The sequence below is a fragment of the Catellatospora vulcania genome (assembly GCF_009720385.1).
Taxonomy (GTDB): domain Bacteria; phylum Actinomycetota; class Actinomycetes; order Mycobacteriales; family Micromonosporaceae; genus Catellatospora; species Catellatospora vulcania.
On sequence record NZ_ML769301.1, the window covers coordinates 708,911 to 724,110 of the forward strand.

At 72.3% G+C, this 15,200-nt stretch carries 16 protein-coding genes; 8 read left to right on the forward strand and 8 right to left on the reverse strand.

The annotated features are described in order from the left end of the window. Positions 1-80: 80 nt before the first annotated feature. The 6 genes from F6W97_RS03115 to F6W97_RS03140 all read right to left on the reverse strand — a co-directional run bounded on the left by F6W97_RS03115 (position 81) and on the right by F6W97_RS03140 (position 5,866). Entirely contained in the window at positions 81-314 is a 234-nt protein-coding gene (locus F6W97_RS03115; protein WP_155368549.1) for a hypothetical protein, read from the reverse strand. Between the two features lie 94 nt (positions 315-408). Further along, positions 409-1,365, reverse strand: a complete 957-nt coding sequence (locus tag F6W97_RS03120) for a YncE family protein (protein WP_155368550.1) — start codon at positions 1,363-1,365, stop codon at positions 409-411. A gap of 167 nt (positions 1,366-1,532) precedes the next feature. Then, positions 1,533-2,114: an antibiotic biosynthesis monooxygenase gene (locus tag F6W97_RS03125; protein ID WP_196278950.1), complete on the reverse strand. Its 582-nt coding sequence runs from the start codon at positions 2,112-2,114 to the stop codon at positions 1,533-1,535. A gap of 14 nt (positions 2,115-2,128) precedes the next feature. Next, on the reverse strand, positions 2,129-4,360 hold the full coding sequence (locus tag F6W97_RS03130) for a xanthine dehydrogenase family protein molybdopterin-binding subunit (protein ID WP_155368551.1): 2,232 nt from the start codon (positions 4,358-4,360) through the stop codon (positions 2,129-2,131). Then, positions 4,357-5,352 carry an FAD binding domain-containing protein gene (locus F6W97_RS03135; protein WP_155368552.1) on the reverse strand — a complete coding sequence of 332 codons (996 nt, stop codon included), beginning with the start codon at positions 5,350-5,352 and terminating at the stop codon, positions 4,357-4,359. Before F6W97_RS03135 ends, F6W97_RS03130 begins: the two co-directional genes overlap by 4 nt. Continuing rightward, positions 5,339-5,866 carry a (2Fe-2S)-binding protein gene (locus F6W97_RS03140; protein ID WP_155368553.1) on the reverse strand — a complete coding sequence of 176 codons (528 nt, stop codon included), beginning with the start codon at positions 5,864-5,866 and terminating at the stop codon, positions 5,339-5,341. The genes F6W97_RS03135 and F6W97_RS03140 overlap by 14 nt, the downstream gene beginning before the upstream one ends. Positions 5,867-6,085: 219 nt before the next feature. Here F6W97_RS03140 and F6W97_RS03145 point away from each other — a divergent pair, with 219 nt between their 5' ends. Beyond that, positions 6,086-8,485 carry a phosphoketolase family protein gene (locus tag F6W97_RS03145; protein WP_155368554.1) on the forward strand — a complete coding sequence of 800 codons (2,400 nt, stop codon included), beginning with the start codon at positions 6,086-6,088 and terminating at the stop codon, positions 8,483-8,485. A 37-nt stretch (positions 8,486-8,522) separates the two neighbouring features. Next, positions 8,523-9,413, forward strand: a complete 891-nt coding sequence (locus F6W97_RS03150) for a universal stress protein (RefSeq protein ID WP_155368818.1) — start codon at positions 8,523-8,525, stop codon at positions 9,411-9,413. Here the strand turns inward: F6W97_RS03150 and F6W97_RS03155 are convergent, their stop codons facing one another. After that, entirely contained in the window at positions 9,414-10,058 is a 645-nt protein-coding gene (locus F6W97_RS03155) for a hypothetical protein (RefSeq protein ID WP_155368555.1), read from the reverse strand. Positions 10,059-10,159: 101 nt separating this feature from the next. On the opposite strand from F6W97_RS03155, the gene F6W97_RS03160 reads away from it, so the two are divergent. From F6W97_RS03160 to F6W97_RS03175, 4 genes are all read left to right on the forward strand, one after another. Further along, positions 10,160-11,851, forward strand: coding sequence for a SulP family inorganic anion transporter (locus F6W97_RS03160; RefSeq protein ID WP_155368556.1), 1,692 nt, complete (start codon positions 10,160-10,162; stop codon positions 11,849-11,851). 62 nt (positions 11,852-11,913) lie between these two features. After that, complete coding sequence (locus F6W97_RS03165; RefSeq protein WP_155368557.1) at positions 11,914-12,570, forward strand: phosphoribosyltransferase; 657 nt, start codon at positions 11,914-11,916, stop codon at positions 12,568-12,570. Next, positions 12,567-12,839, forward strand: coding sequence for a DUF1876 domain-containing protein (locus F6W97_RS03170; protein WP_155368558.1), 273 nt, complete (start codon positions 12,567-12,569; stop codon positions 12,837-12,839). The genes F6W97_RS03165 and F6W97_RS03170 overlap by 4 nt, the downstream gene beginning before the upstream one ends. A 48-nt stretch (positions 12,840-12,887) precedes the next feature. Then, positions 12,888-13,352 (forward strand): universal stress protein, encoded by a 465-nt coding sequence (locus F6W97_RS03175; RefSeq protein ID WP_155368559.1) that lies wholly within the window; start codon positions 12,888-12,890, stop codon positions 13,350-13,352. Positions 13,353-13,356: 4 nt separating this feature from the next. Here F6W97_RS03175 and F6W97_RS03180 read toward each other — a convergent pair whose 3' ends face one another. Further along, positions 13,357-13,926, reverse strand: a complete 570-nt coding sequence (locus F6W97_RS03180) for a TetR/AcrR family transcriptional regulator (RefSeq protein WP_155368560.1) — start codon at positions 13,924-13,926, stop codon at positions 13,357-13,359. Between the two features lie 92 nt (positions 13,927-14,018). Between F6W97_RS03180 and F6W97_RS03185 the strand changes: the two genes are divergently transcribed. After that, on the forward strand, positions 14,019-14,417 hold the full coding sequence (locus F6W97_RS03185) for a nuclear transport factor 2 family protein (RefSeq protein ID WP_155368561.1): 399 nt from the start codon (positions 14,019-14,021) through the stop codon (positions 14,415-14,417). A 47-nt stretch (positions 14,418-14,464) separates the two neighbouring features. Then, a complete protein-coding gene (locus tag F6W97_RS03190) occupies positions 14,465-15,094 on the forward strand; it encodes a DUF899 domain-containing protein (protein ID WP_155368562.1) in 630 nt (209 codons plus the stop codon). Positions 15,095-15,200 lie beyond the last annotated feature (106 nt).

Genomic DNA, 15,200 nt, shown 5'->3' on the forward strand with positions numbered 1-15,200 from the left:
CCCCCCGGCGCGGGCGTCGCCCCCGCCCCCGCCGGCCCGGCCCCTCCCCCGACGGCGTTCGGTGAGGGCACGGCCCTGGCTCAGTTCAGCGGCTCTCCACCGGAGACGCTGCCCTGCGGTCTGCCCGGTGCCCCGCGGCGGGACCTGATCGCTTTCTGCAGGTCCGCCAGCTGCCGGGACAACCGGACGAGCTCCGCGATGAGGTGCCGGCCGCGCAGACGAAGATCGGCGAAGTCGCCGTCGAAGTCGGCCGGTTCGGCCGTGCCGGCCCGCCGTGGCATGTCGTTCCAGTTCGGCTTGTCGGCCCAGCTCATCTCGTGCTCCTCTCCATCGGCTCGCACCTACCCCGTCCGCGCCGTCCGAAACGACCTGTTTCCGTGCGGTTGCCGGGACTCTGCGTGACGAAGGTCAGGAGGCGGGCGGTCCGAGCACGACCGGGGCGCGCAGCGGGGCGGCGAGGCTCGCGTCGGCGAGCACGGTCCCGTCCGGGCGCAGCGTCAGCACGCTGTTGCCGGACTCGGCCAGCAGCGCGTCGCCCGTCGCCCAGACCGCGAGGTACGGGAACGGCTTCGCCTCACCCGTGGCGGTGTCGATCAGCTGGACGTTGTCCGGCTTGATCTGGTCGGGGCGCGCCACGACCCGGCTGCCGTCCGGCGACCAGGCGAACGGGCTCTGCGGCATGCCCTTCACCGGCAGGGAGCGGGTCGGCTCGCCCGTCCGGGCGTCGAACAGCTGCAGGCTCTGCACCAGCTCGGCCGCCTCGCCCCGGGACCGGTCCGCGATCGGCATCGCGACCTCCTTGCCGTCCCGGGTGAAGACGAAGGAGCAGGTGCTGCAGTCGTACCTGGTGTGGCTGATCCAGTGCTCGGTGGTCTTGCCCGTCGTCATGTCGACCACGGCGAAACCGACCGCGAAGGGGTCCTTGCGGTTGATCGTGGCGACGAGGCGGTCGCCGTCGGCCGACCAGGGATTGAGGCCGCCGTAGAAGCCGAGCATCATGTACCGGTCGACTGCGATCACCTTGCCCCCGGCGACGTCGGCGACGCGCAGGCTCCCGCCGCCGACGGCGTGCCGCCGGCCGGTCGGGTCGAGGATGGCGTCCGCCGGCAGCTTCAGCGGCACGTAGGCCTTGCGGGCCCGGTCGAGCAGGCGGTCGCCCGCGGCGACGACCTGCCAGCCACCCGCGAGCTGCTGCGGCGTCTCACCGAGGGTGGACAGCGACGGTCCGGTGGAAGGCGCCCCCGACGGGGCCGTCCCGGCAGGCTGCGGCGAGGCGCAAGCGGCCAGCGCGGTCGCGGCGACCGCCGCCGCGAGCAACCCGCCCATGATCGCCTTGCGCCGGGTGTGCCGCAGTGGGCCGTTCATATGGTCGCCTCCGTGGTCGGGACGCCCGCGCGCCCATGGTTCCGAAGGGGACGGCGTATCGCGGTGAACATGTGCGGCCGACCCCCGTGCCGCGGAACAGGATATGGCGCAGCGCGCCGCCGCGCAGTCCGGTGCGCGCTCCTGCGCCGGCGGGGGAGGAGCCCCCGTCAGCGGCGGTCGTAGAGGAAACCGCGCAGGGTCCGGCTCAGCCAGGGCATGACCAGATAGGTCAGGATCGGGGCCAGCAGCAGCGGCAGGATCGCGGCGCGCACCACCATCGGCAGCGGCAGTTCGCTCAGATGCTCCGCGCCCAGCAGCTGGAACACCAGCACGCACGGGTAGACCCCGAGGAACGACACGATCGCCATCTTCCACCGGGGCGGGGGCAGCACCGGGCGGCCGGGCAGGCTGAACCAGGTCTCCATGCCGGTGGTGGTCTCCCGCGGCTCGGCCTCCACGGCGATGCCCGCGAGATGGCGTACGACCACCTCGCGCTCCGGCGAGGTCAGCCAGCGGCTCAGGTCGCGGCCGTTGCGGAACCGCAGCACGCAGTGGTAACGCGGCTCGACGTCCTTCGGGGCGTCCCGCGGGCGCAACCAGGTCACGCCCTGGTGGCCGGGGAAGCGCGCCGACGCCGCGTTGACCTCTTCGAGCCAGCGTTCGAAATCGGCCTCCCGGCCGGGCACGACCGCCCAGGTGAACAGCACCGAGACAGGTTCGTCGTCGGGCACGGGAGCGGGCTCGGTCACCGGCGGCCCTCCGGTTACAGCAGGGATTCGATGGTGATCGGCAGCCGGTGGTGCCGGCGGCCCGTGGCGTGCCAGATCGCGTTGGCGATCGCGGCGGCGGTGCCGACCATGCCGACCTCGCCGACGCCCTTGACGCCCAGCGGGTTGACCACGGTGTCCGTGGTCTCGATCGTCTCGATGACCACGTCGGGCGCGTCGGCGTTCACCGGGACCAGGTACTCGCCGAGGCTCGCGTTGGCCCAGCGGCCGTCCGGGCCCATGATCGTGCCCTCCAGCAGGGCGTGGCTCATGCCCCAGAGCATGCCGCCCATCAGCTGGCTGTGCGCGGTCTTGCGGTTGAGCACCCGGCCGGGGTCGAACACCCCGATGAGCTGCCGCACCCGGCACAGGCCCAGGTCGGGGTCGACGGCCACCTGCGCGAACTGCGCGCCGAACGTCATCGTGCCGTACGGGGTGTCCATGCCCGGCGGGTTCCACGTGCCCAGCGCCTCCGCGTCGGGCATGAACGAGCGCTGCAGCAGCTCGGCGTAGGTCTCGCCGGTGCCGGGGCGGTCCCGCAGCGCCATCCGGCCGTCGCTGACCACGACCTGCCTCGGGTCGGCGCCGTGCAGCGGCGAGTGCTCGTCGGCGACGGCCTGCGCGATGAGCTGATCGCGCAGCGCGGTCGCGGCGATGTGCACGGCGGCGCTGACCATGCCGGCCCCGGCCGAGCCGACGGCGGCGGCGGTGTTGGGCAGGTCGCTGTCGCCGTACTGGACGCGCATCCGCTCCAGCGGCACGCCCAGGCCGTCGGCGGCGACCTGGGTCATCGCGGTCGCCGAACCGGTCCCGATGTCGGAGAAGCTGGACTGCACCACGGCGCTGCCGTCGGCGAAGATGCGGGCGCGGGCCCGCTGCGGGTTGCCGGGCGGGGTCACCGGATACCCGGAGCTGGCCATGCCCCAGCCGAGCAGCCAGTTCCCGTCGCGTTGCGTGCCGGGCCGCGGGTCGCGTTCGGACCAGCGGGCCAGCTCCGCGCCGCGCCGGTAGCAGTCGCGCAGGCCTTTGCTGGACCACGGGTTGCCGCTGCCCGGATCGGTCTCGGCGTAGTTGCGCAGCCGCAGTTCGAGGGGGTCCAGGTCGAGTTTCTCGGCCAGTTCGTCCATGGACGTCTCCATGACGAACATGCCCGACGCCTCACCGGGGCAGCGGGTGAACGTCGGCGTCATGGTGTTCGCCTTGATCAGGCGGTAGACGCCCTCGTAGTCCGGGCAGGCGTACATCTGGGAGGCCACGCCCAGCGACGGCTCGGCCCAGTCGTCGAAGTGCGAGGTGGGGGAGAGCTTGTGGTGGCGGATCGCGGTCAGCCTGCCGTCGCGGTCGGCGCCCAGCGTGAGCCGCTGCTCCTGCTCCTCGCGGTGCCCGACGGAGCTGAACATCTGCTCGCGGGACAGCGCCAGCCGCACCGGGCGGTGCACCGCCCGCGCGGCGAGCGCGGCCAGCGCCGGATGGTCCCAGATCATCGCCTTGCAGCCGAAGCTGCCGCCGACGTAGTCGGTGACCACGCGGATGTGCGAGGGCATCACGTTGAGCAGCTCGGCGACGGTGTGCAGGGTGGCGTTGGGGCCCTGGGTGGCGTCGTACAGGGTGAGCCGGTCGCCCTCCCACACCGCCGTGGTCGCCGAGCACTCGATCGGGTTGTGGTGGTTGGCCGCGCAGTAGTACGTGTTCTCGACGGTCACCTGCGCGCGGTCCAGCGCCGCCGCCGCGTCGCCGCGGGCGATCCGGCCCGGGATGAACCCCGCGAAGATCTTCTCCGCCTCGTACGCCCGGTCGCGCCCCTGCTCGACCGTGGTGATCGACGCCGTCTCCTGGTAGGTGACGCGCACCAGCCGGGCCGCGTGCTCGGCCTGGTCGAGCGTCTCGGCGACGACCATGGCCAGATGCTGCCCGGCGTAGTGGATCACCTCGTCCTGCATCGGGAAGAACGTCTGCCCGGACGCCGCCGCCCCGAACAGCGACGGCAGCAGCGGCGGCACCGAGCCGCCCTTGGGCAGATTCAGGTGGTGCAGCACGGCGAGCACGCCCTCGGCCCGCTCGGCGTCGTAGGTGTCGATGAGCTCCACCCGGCCGCTCGGGATGCGCGAGGTGACCAGCACCGCGTGCGCCAGGCCGGGCAGCGCGATCTCGGCCGAGTAGCGGCCCGCGCCGGTGACCTTCGCGTGCCCGTCGACCCGGTCCAGCGGCTGCCCGATCGCGGCGGTCATGCGGCTGCTCCTCGCGCGGTGAGGGTCTCCAGCGCCCGGATCATCGTGCGCTGTACCAGCTCGATCTTGAAGCCGTTCATGGTCTGCGGCACCGCGTCGGCCAGCTCGGCCTGCGCGGCCCGCGCGAACGTCTCCCGGGTCGCGGGCGCGCCGTGCAGCACCTGCTCGGCCTTGCGGGCCCGCCACGGCTTGGTGGCCACGCCGCCCAGCGCCAGCCGCACCTCGGCGACCACGCCGTCGGTGACCGTCAGCGCGCAGGCCGCCGAGGCGAGCGCGAACTCGTACGACTCCCGGTCGCGCACCTTCAGGTAGAGCGAGTTGCGGGCCGCGGGCAGCGCCGGGACCTCGATCGCGGTGATCAGATCGCCGTGGTTGAGCGGGTGCTCGCGTTCGGGGGTGTCCCCGGGCAGCAGGAAGAAGTCGTCGATCGCGATGGCGTGGTGGCCGCCGGAGTTCTGCACGTGGATCATCGCGTCGAGCGCGACCAGTGCCACCGCCGCGTCCGACGGGTGCGTGGCGATGCAGTGCGGGCTGGCGCCCAGCACGGCGTGGCCGCGGTTGACCCCGGCGATGGCGCTGCACCCGGTGCCCGGCTCGCGCTTGTTGCAGCTCGCCTCGGCGTCGCGGAAGTACGAGCAGCGCACCCGCTGCAGCATGTTGCCGCCCATCGAGGCCATGTTGCGCAGCTGTGCCGACGCGCCCAGCAGCAGCGCCTCGGACAGCATCGGGAAGCGGTCCAGCACGACCGGGGCCAGCGCGACGTCGTTCATGCGGGCCAGGCCGCCGACCCGCACCGCGCCGTCGGGCTGCACCTCGATGTGGTCGATGGGCAGGTCGTTGATGTCGACCAGGCGCTGCGACGGTTCGGCGTAGATGCGCAACATGTCGATCTTCGTGGTGCCGCCGGCCAGGTACGCGCTGGTCGGGTCGGCGGCGACGGTGGCGATGGCGGTGGCCACGTCAGAGACCCGCGAATAGCTAACCGGTCGCACCGCGTACACCTCCCACGCCGTCGCGCACGTCGCGGATGGCCGTGCGGATGTTCGGGTACGCCGCGCACCGGCAGATGTTGCCGCTCATCCACTCGCCGATCTCCGCGTCGGAGCCGGCATGCCCCTCGGCCAGCAGCGCCACCGCCGACATGATCTGCCCGGGGGTGCAGTAGCCGCACTGGAAGGCGTCCTCGGTCAGGAACGCCTTCTGCATCGGGTGCAGGCTGCCGTTGTCGGCCATGCCCTCGATGGTGGTGATCTCGCGGCCCTCGCAGGCGATGGCCAGGGTCAGGCAGGCGACCACCCGCCGCTTGTCCACCCACACCGTGCACGCGCCGCAGGCGCCCTGGTTGCAGCCCTTCTTCGCGCCGGTGAGGTTCATATGGTCGCGCAGGCAGTCCAGCAGGCTGACCCGTGGTTCGATCCGCACCACGTGGGTGGCCCCGTTGACGTTGAGCACCACATCGACCCGGCCCGGTCCCTGCACGGCATCCGGCAGATGGGAAGCCACCATCGCTCCTCCTCTTCCCGCGCTTCAGGCCACGCTATAGCAGCCAGCCGGTCATATCAGGGCGAATACGCATAGTCCGGGCCGCGCCGCGCAGCGGCCGGCAGCCGGGCCGGGCGGCACGCGCTCGTGCCCCCCGGAAGCTCGCTGGCTGAGCTGCGAAGACGTGCTAGGAAAGCGGACAATATGCCTGCATGGGAGCCGCCGGCGGGCGAGGATCGGCACATGACGGTGACAGAGCGACCGGGCGCCGGGCACACCGCCGGTGTGACGCACCTGCGCGACGATGACCTGAGCAGGCTCGACGCCTGGTGGCGGGCGGCCAACTACCTGACCGTGGGCCAGATCTACCTGATGTCCAACCCGCTGCTGCGCGAGCCCCTGCGGCCCGAGCACATCAAGCCGCGGCTGCTGGGCCACTGGGGGACCAGCCCCGGACTGAACATGCTGTGGGCGCACCTCAACCGGACCATCACCAACCGGGACCTCAACGCGATCTTCATCTGCGGTCCGGGCCACGGCGGCCCGGCGATCGTGGCGAACACCTGGCTGGAGGGCACCTACAGCGAGCTGTATCCGAGCGTGGACCGCAGCGAGTACGGCATGGGCCGGCTGTTCCGCCAGTTCTCGTTCCCGGGCGGCATCCCCAGCCACGTGGCGGCCGAGGTGCCGGGCTCCATCCACGAGGGCGGCGAGCTCGGCTACTCGCTGATGCACGCCTACGGCGCGGCGCTGGACAACCCCGGGCTGCTGGTCGCCTGCGTGATCGGCGACGGCGAGGCCGAGACGGGGCCGCTGGCGTGCAGCTGGCTGGCCAACACGTTCCTCAACCCGGTCACCGACGGGGCGGTGCTGCCGATCCTGCACCTCAACGGGTACAAGATCGCCAACCCGACGGTGCTGGCCCGCATCCCCGAGGCCGACCTGATGTCGATGCTGCACGGGTTCGGCTACCACCCGATCCTGGTGTCGGGCAGCGACCCGGTGCGGGTGCACCACGAGCTGGCGTACGCCCTCGACATGGCACTGGACGAGATCGCCGCGATCCAGTCGCACGCCCGCCAGGGCGCCGACGGCGAGCGCCCGCGCTGGCCGATGATCGTGCTGCGCACCCCGAAGGGCTGGACCGGCCCGAAGGTCGTCGACGGCGTGCCGATCGAGGGGACCTTCCGGGCGCACCAGGTGCCGCTGGCCCAGGTCCGGGACAATCCCGAGCACCTGGCGGACCTGGAGCAGTGGATGCGCTCGTACCGACCGGAGGAGCTGTTCGACGCGACCGGCGCGCCGATGGGCTTCCTCGCGCCGCTGGCCCCGCGCGGCTCGCGCCGGATGAGCGCGAACCCGCACACCAACGGCGGCCTGCTGCTGCGCGACCTGGTCCTGCCCGACATCCGCGGGTACGCCGTCGACGTGCCCCAACCCGGCGTGCCGCAGGCGGAGGCGACCCGGGTGCTGGGCGTCTGGCTGCGCGACGTGATCCGGTCCAACCCCGACCGGTTCCGGCTCTTCGGCCCCGACGAGGTCAACTCGAACCGGCTCGGCGCGGTGTTCGAGGTGACCGACCGCGAGTTCGACGCGCGGATCTACGCCGGCGACGACCACCTCGCGCCGACGGGCCGGGTCATCGAGGTGCTGTCGGAGCACCTGTGCGAGGGCCTGCTGGAGGGCTACCTGCTCACCGGCCGGCACGGCCTGCTGACCAGCTACGAGGCGTTCATCCACGTGATCGACTCGATGGTGAACCAGCATGCCAAGTGGCTGAAGGTGACCCGGGGCATCGAGTGGCGGCGGCCCGTCGCGTCGCTGACCTTCCTGCTGTCCAGCCACGTGTGGCGGCAGGACCACAACGGCTTCTCGCACCAGGACCCGGGCTTCATCGACCACATGGTCAACAAGAAGGCCGAGATCACCCGGATCTACCTGCCACCGGACGCGAACACGCTGCTGTCCACGATGGACCACTGCCTGCGCAGCCGCGACTACGTCAACGTGGTGGTGGCCGGCAAGCAGCCGCAGGCGTCCTGGCTCAACATGACAGACGCGGCCCTGCACTGCCGCCGCGGCCTGGGCATCTGGGCCTGGGCCGGCAACGACGCGGGCGGCGTGCCGGACGTGGTGATGGCCTGCGCCGGCGATGTGCCGACGCTGGAGACCATGGCCGCGGTCGACCTGCTCCAGCGCTACCTGCCCGCGCTGAAGGTGCGCGTGGTCAACGTGGTCGACCTGATGCGGCTGCAGCCCGACACCGAACACCCGCACGGCCTGCCCGACCCGCAGTTCGACGCCATCTTCACCACCGACCGGCCGGTCGTCTTCGCCTTCCACGGCTACCCGAGCCTGATCCACCGGCTCACCTACAAGCGCGCCAACCACCGCAACATGCACGTGCGCGGGTACCGGGAGGAGGGCACCACGACCACGCCGTTCGACATGGTGATGCTCAACGACCTGGACCGGTTCCGGCTGGTCATCGACGTCATCGACCGGGTGCCGGGGCTCGGCGTGACGGCGGCCGGGCTGCGCCAGTACATGACCGACGCGCGCCAGCGCGCCCGCGACTACACCCGCGCCAACGGCCAGGACGCGCCCGACATCACCGACTGGACCTGGCCGGGGCGGGCCTGAGCCGATGAACAGTCTCGACGCCGGAGCCGGACCGGCGATGAACACCGAGGACGGGGGCGCCCGTCCGGTCGTGGTCGGCGTGGACGGGTCGCCGTCCTCGCTGGCCGCGGTGCGCATCGCCACCCGTGAGGCCGCCCGGCGCCACCTGCCGCTGCGTATCGTGCACGCGTTCATCTGGCCGCTGATGCACGTCAAGATGGGCCCGTCCGAGGCGGGGCCGGGCGAGGGCGGGCTGCGCCACGACGCCGAGCGCTTCCTCGCCGAGGCGGCCGCCGCCGCCCACGAGACCGACCCGTCGGTGTCCGTGCTCACCGACCTGATCACCGGCGCGCCGTCGCCGGTGCTGCTGCGCGCCGCCCGCGACGCCGACCTGCTCGTCATCGGCGACCGCGGGCTCGGTGGGTTCACCGGCCTGCTCGTCGGCTCGGTGGCCGTGCAGTGCACCGCGCACGGCCGCACACCGGTGCTGGTCGTACGCGGCGAGCCACGCGAGTCCGGCCCCGTGGTCGTCGGCGCGGACGGCTCGCCCGACTCCACGCCGACCATCGAGGCCGCGTTCGCCGAGGCCGAGATGCGCAAGGCGGAGGTCACCGCGGTGCACAGCTGGACCCGGGCCGGCGGGCACGCGCACGGCGAGCACCACGACCACAAACACGACAGCGCCACCGTCGCCGAGGAGGAGGGCCACCTGCTGGAGGAGGCCCTGGCCCAGGTCCGCAAGGACCACCCCGACGTGCGCACCCGCGAACACCTGGTACGCGGCCGGCCCGCCAAGGTGCTGATCGAATTGAGCAAGCAGGCCCAGCTCGTCGTCGTCGGCGCGCACGGGCGCGGCGGCCTGACCGGGCTGCTGCTCGGCTCGGTCAGTCAGCAGGTGCTGCACCACGCGTACTGCCCGGTGCTGGTGGTCCCGCGCGCGACGGGGTGATCAGCTCGCCACGTGGGCGGCGACGGCCGGATCGAGCACCTCGGCGGCGTCCCAGCCCGGATCGTCGCCGTCCGGGTCGACGACGGCGCCGAGGAACGCCTCCTCGACCGGCCGCAGCCGCTCCACCAGCGCCCCGAACGGGTACGCGGCGGTGAATCGGGCCGCCGTGCGCCCCACCAGCAGCACGGACAGCACCGAGCCGTCGTCGAACGGCAGGCCGGGGTGGAGGTCGCCGCCCCAGTACAGGACCGGGACCTCGGCGTCGCCGTCGGCGAACCGGCCCGCCCCGGCCAGCATCAGCAGGTCGGTCAAGGTGCCGTAGGCGTCGGCGTGGTAGTCGTACAGGTAGATCTCCAGCGCGCCGCCGTGGTGCCGGGCGAGCGTGAAACCACCGACCGCCCGCGCCGCGAGCAGCTCCAACGGGGTCCGTGCCCGGTTCGCGAGGTAGACCGCGACCGCGGCCGGCGAATCGGCGATCGCGGTCAGCTCCCAATCAGGCGTGACGTCGCCGCCGGCCCAGCCGCGCCACACCTCGTCCGGGTTCACGATCACGTCGAGGTCCGGCAGGGGCGTGGCGAGCCACGCGTCGAACCCGTCCCGCGGCATGGGGACACGGGTCGCGAGCATGTAGGACCGGCCGCCCACCAGGCACCTCCGTCGTCGTCGGACCGGCACGACCGTAGCGGATCACGATCGGAGGGGAACGCCGGGGTTTCGCGGCGGTGCGCCATAAGGTACAAGTGACCATGGCCGACAGACCACGATGGATCCCGCAGGCGCCCGGTGTGGTGACCCTGCGCGCCTACGACCGCACCTGGCTGCGCGGGGACGTGCTCGCCGGGGCGACGGTCGCGGCATACCTGATCCCGCAGGTGATGGCGTACTCCGGCCTGGCCGGCCTGCCGCCCGTGGCGGGGCTCTGGGCGGCCCTGCCCGCGCTGGCGCTGTACGCCCTGCTCGGCTCGTCGCGGCAGCTGTCCGTCGGTCCGGAGTCCACCACCGCCCTGATGACGGCCACCGTCATCGGCCCGCTGGCCGCGGGCGACCCGGGCCGGTACGCCGCGCTGGCGGCGGGCCTGGCCGTCATCGTCGGCCTGCTGTGCCTGGTCTGCTGGGCGATCCGGCTCGGTTTCGTGGCCGACCTGCTGTCCAAGCCGATCCTGGTCGGCTACATGGCCGGCGTCGCCATCATCATGATCATCGGTCAGCTGGAGCGGCTGACCGGCGTCCCGGTCGACGGCGGCACCCTGCTGGGCGAGGTCTGGGCGTTCCTCAAGGGCATCGGCCAGATCCACCTGGGCACGGTCGTGCTCGGCGCGCTGGTGCTGGCCTTCCTCTACCTGGTGCAGCGGCAGTTCCCGAAGCTGCCCGGTCCGCTGCTGGCGGTGCTGCTGGCCACGGCGGCGACCGCGCTGTTCGGGCTGCAGGACTACGGCATCGCGACCATCGGGAAGATCCCGTCGGGGCTGCCTCCGTTCGCCCTGCCCGACCTGACCGACTTCACCGACCTGCTGCTGCCGGCGGTGGGCGTGATGCTGGTCGGCTACACCGACAACATGCTCACCGCCCGCGCGTTCGCGGCCCGCCACCGCCAGGAGGTCGACGCCGACCAGGAGCTGCTCGCGCTCGGCGTGGCGAACCTCGGGTCGGGTGTGCTGCGCGGCTTCCCGGTCAGCAGCAGCGGCAGCCGCACCGCGCTGGCCGACGCCGCAGGCGCGCGCAGCCAGGTGTACTCGCTGACCGCCCTGGTGCTGGTCGTCTGCACGCTGCTGTTCGCCAGCCCGGTGCTGTCGGCGTTCCCGACCGCGGCCCTGGGCGCGATCATCGTGTACGCCGCCCTGCGCCTGATCGACCTGCCCGGTTTCCGCAAGCTGGCCTCGTTCCGGCGCAGCGAGCTGCTGCTGGCCCTGGCCGCGTTCGGCGGGGTGCTGCTGTTCGACATCCTCTACGGCGTGCTGGCCGCGGTGGCGCTGTCGGTCGCCGAGATGCTGGCCCGGGTCGCCCGGCCGCACGACGCGGTGCTGGGCATCGTGCCCGGGGTGGCCGGCATGCACGACATCGAGGACTACCCGCAGGCGCGCACCGTGCCCGGTCTGATGATCTACCGGTACGACTCGCCGCTGTTCTTCGCCAACGCCCAGGACCTGCGGCGGCGGGCCCTGGCCTCGGTCAGCCAGGCCCCGGACGTGAAGTGGTTCGTGCTGAACGCCGAAGCCATCGTCGAGGTCGACATCACCGCCATGGAGGCGGTCGAGGAGCTGCGCAACGAGCTGGCACAGCGCGACATCGTGTTCGGCATGGCCCATGTCAAACAGGAACTGATGGACGAAATGGTGTCATTCGGGTTGGCGGAGGCGGTCGGCCGGGACCGGATCTTCCACACCCTGCCGACGGCCGTCGCCGCATACCGCGCCGAACACCCGGAAACCACCGTCTGAGTCACGGAAGTCCTGGTCACGGCGGGCCCAACGGGACGACCATGGTGGGGGAGGGTGCCACCATGTTCCAGAACCGCACGGACGCAGGACACCGCTTGGCGCAGCGCCTGACCTGGCTCCACGATGCCGACGTGGTCGTGCTCGGGCTGCCCCGCGGCGGCGTCGTCGTCGCGGTGGAGGTCGCCCGCGCCCTCAACGCCCCGCTGGACGTGCTCGTGGTGCGCAAACTCGGCGTGCCGTACCAGCCCGAGGTGGCCATGGGCGCGATCGGCGAGGACGGCGTCCGGGTGCTCAACCCGAGCGTGCTGGCGGCGGCGGGCGTCACGCCCGAGGCTCTCGACCGCGTGGAGCAGGCCGAACGGATCGAGTTGGAGCGCCGGGTGCAGCGTTTCCGGCACGGCCGCGACGCCGAGTCGCTCGCCGAGCGCACCGTCGTGATCGTCGACGACGGCGTGGCCACCGGTGCCACCGCCCGCGCCGCCTGCGAGATCGCCCGCGCCCGGGGTGCGTCCCGGGTGGTGCTGGCGGTGCCGGTGGCTGCCGCGGACACCGCCGCCGAGCTGGCCTCGGTCGCCGACGAGGTGGTCTGCCTGGAGACCCCGGAGCTGTTCATGGCCGTCGGCGAGCGCTACGCCGACTTCCGGCAGACCTCGGACGAGGAGGTCGTGGCGCTGCTGGAGGGCTCAGCCCACATCCTGGAAGGCAGGCACCCGCAATGACCACCATGAAGCGCTGGAACATCGAGGTCTTCGTCGGCGAGGACGAGGGCCGCACCTACGCCGAGGCCCGTTTGCTCGACAACGAGATCGGCGACCGGCTCATCGGCGTCGGCCGGGCCAAGCTCAACCCCGACGACCACGACATCCCCGAGATCGGCGACGAGCTCGCCGTGGCACGGGCGCTGTCCGACCTCGGCCACCGCCTGCTGGTCGTCGCCGCCGGTGACATCCAGCACGCGACCAGGGAGAAGGTACGGCTCACACATTGACATGCCAGGGCGCGTTAGCGCCGACCGGTCGAGGGGTAGGGGGCGCGGATGACGAACTTCCGGATCGTGGTCGGGGTCGACGGTTCCGAGGGCGGTCGGCGTGCGCTCCGCTGGGCGGTGCACGAGGCGGCCGGACGGGGCGGCACCGTGCAGGCCGTGGCGGCCTGGCGGTGGGACGAGACCGACGACGACATCATCGGTTCGGCCGCGCGCGAGGTCACCAGCGACATGCTCGACCGGGAGCTGGGCGCGCTGCCGTCGTTCCAGCGCGAGGGTGTGGCCATCGCGGGTGAGGTGGTCGAGGGCAGGCCCGCCGACGTGCTCGCCGCCGCGGCCGCGAACGCCGACCTGCTCGTGCTCGGCAGCCACGGGACCAGCCGGCTGATGCACACCGTGCTCGGTTCGGTCAGTGAGGAGTGCATCGGCAAGGCCAACTGCCCGGTCGTGGTCGTCCCCGTCGGCCACGAGATGCCGCACGCCGCCGAGCTGGCGGTGCCCGACTCCGCGAGCTGACCGGTCAGCGGGAAGCGCTGAGGCCGTCGAGGATGACGGTGACGACCCGATCCCGGGCCGCCGGGTCGGCAGCGAGCGGCTCTGTCGCCCGCGACGCCCCGATCAGCAGGCTCATCAGGTCCGTGACGGTCAGTTCGGGGCGCACCCCGCCGTCGCGTTGCGCCCGCTCCAGCAGTACGCCGAGGGCGGCGCGCAGGCGGGCGCCGATACCCGAGGCCGCGTCCGCCGGGCTGATGCCCGCGCCGGCGAGGGCCTGGGCGAGCGCGTTCTTGGCGGCCGACCCCTCGACCGCGCCCCGGAAGAATCCGCGCAGGGCGGCCGTCGGCTCGGGCGCGGTCGCGAGTTCCCCCGCCTGTGCCGCCAGGTGTTCCAGCCGGTCCAGGTAGACCGCGGTCAGCAGGTCTTCCTTGGTGGGGAAGTGCCGGAACACGGTGCCGGGGCCGACCCCGGCGGCGCGGGCGATCTGTTCGGTGCTCGCCGCGGTGCCGTGCTCGGCGAACACCGCCGACGCGGCGTCGAGCACGCGGGCGCGGTTGCGGCGCGCGTCGGCCCGCAGCGGCTTCTCGTCGACCATCAGGCTCCCTCGACAAACGGAGTGATCAGTCCGTATAGTCCTACTACCCGGAGTGATCACTCCGATTATGCCCTGGCCGAGGGGAGCCCGCCATGCTCACCCCGCGAGAACTGTTCGACCGGCGCGTCCGGCTCATCGAGGAGAGCCGGTGGGCCGAGCTGATCGACCAGTACACCGAAGACGCCGTCGTTGAGATGCCGTTCGCGACACCCGCCCCGGTACGCCTGGAGGGGCGGAACCAGATCGCCGCGCATCTGTCCCGGGCCGAACGGCTGCCGTTGCGCTTCACGGTCCGTGACGTGGTGCTGCACGAGACCGCCGATCCGCGGGTGCTGATCGCCGAGTACGGCTACCGGCTCACCAACACCGACACCGGGCAGACGGCCGACGTGGCCAACATCCAGACGTTCCGGATCAGCGGCGGCCGCATCACGCACACCCGTGACTTCCACGACCACCGGGCGATCGGCCGCCTGCTCGGCCACGGCTGAACCGTTGGGAAGCGGATCTGTCGGACTCCGGGTGCAGGATGGACGGCATGGACAAACCGGAGATCGTATCCGCCGACCAGTGGCAGCAGGCCCGTGACGACCTGCTCAAGGCGGAGAAGGAACTGACCCGAGCGCAGGACGCGCTGGCCGCCCGGCGTCGTCGCCTGCCGATGGTGAAGTTCGACAAGCCGTACACGTTCGACACCCCCGACGGCGCCCGCAGCCTGCTCGACCTCTTCGACGGCCGCGACGAGCTGGTGGTCTACCAGTTCATGGATCGCGGCCCCAAGCACTACTGCCCCGGCTGCACCTGGTTCACCGACAGCGTGCCGGTGCACGCGCTGCCCCTGCTGGCCGACCGCGGCATCACCTGGCTGACGGTGTCCAACATGCCGCTGGCGCAGATCGAGGCGTACAAGGCCGAGCGCGGCTGGACGCTGCCGTTCGTGTCGTCGCACGGCACGTCGTTCTCCGACGACTGCGGCGCGGGCGGCGGTTTCATGCTCAGCGTGTTCCTGCGCGACGGCGACGACGTCTACCGCACCTACAACACCACCTCCCGCGGGGTCGACCGGCTGGTCTTCACCAACAGCATCATGGACCTGGCCCCGTACGGCCGGATGCAGGACTGGGAGGACTCCCCGGACGGGTGGCCGCAGCACCCCACGTACGGCTGACTGTCGGGAACCCGCACCGGCGGCAGCCGCCCACGGCACCGTGCCGTGGGCGGCCGCCACCGGATCTGCCCTGGTGACGCCGCTGACGGCGCGGCCACGGACCCTG

Coding starts and splice junctions, on each gene's coding strand:
- F6W97_RS03115 (WP_155368549.1), bottom strand. CDS start 314: ATGAGCTGGGCCGACAAGCCGAACTGGAACGACATGCCACGGCGGGCC.
- F6W97_RS03120 (WP_155368550.1), bottom strand. CDS start 1,365: ATGAACGGCCCACTGCGGCACACCCGGCGCAAGGCGATCATGGGCGGG.
- F6W97_RS03130 (WP_155368551.1), bottom strand. CDS start 4,360: ATGACCGCCGCGATCGGGCAGCCGCTGGACCGGGTCGACGGGCACGCG.
- F6W97_RS03140 (WP_155368553.1), bottom strand. CDS start 5,866: ATGGTGGCTTCCCATCTGCCGGATGCCGTGCAGGGACCGGGCCGGGTC.
- F6W97_RS03145 (WP_155368554.1), top strand. CDS start 6,086: ATGACGGTGACAGAGCGACCGGGCGCCGGGCACACCGCCGGTGTGACG.
- F6W97_RS03150 (WP_155368818.1), top strand. CDS start 8,523: ATGAACACCGAGGACGGGGGCGCCCGTCCGGTCGTGGTCGGCGTGGAC.
- F6W97_RS03160 (WP_155368556.1), top strand. CDS start 10,160: ATGGCCGACAGACCACGATGGATCCCGCAGGCGCCCGGTGTGGTGACC.
- F6W97_RS03165 (WP_155368557.1), top strand. CDS start 11,914: ATGTTCCAGAACCGCACGGACGCAGGACACCGCTTGGCGCAGCGCCTG.
- F6W97_RS03170 (WP_155368558.1), top strand. CDS start 12,567: ATGACCACCATGAAGCGCTGGAACATCGAGGTCTTCGTCGGCGAGGAC.
- F6W97_RS03175 (WP_155368559.1), top strand. CDS start 12,888: ATGACGAACTTCCGGATCGTGGTCGGGGTCGACGGTTCCGAGGGCGGT.
- F6W97_RS03180 (WP_155368560.1), bottom strand. CDS start 13,926: ATGGTCGACGAGAAGCCGCTGCGGGCCGACGCGCGCCGCAACCGCGCC.
- F6W97_RS03185 (WP_155368561.1), top strand. CDS start 14,019: ATGCTCACCCCGCGAGAACTGTTCGACCGGCGCGTCCGGCTCATCGAG.
- F6W97_RS03190 (WP_155368562.1), top strand. CDS start 14,465: ATGGACAAACCGGAGATCGTATCCGCCGACCAGTGGCAGCAGGCCCGT.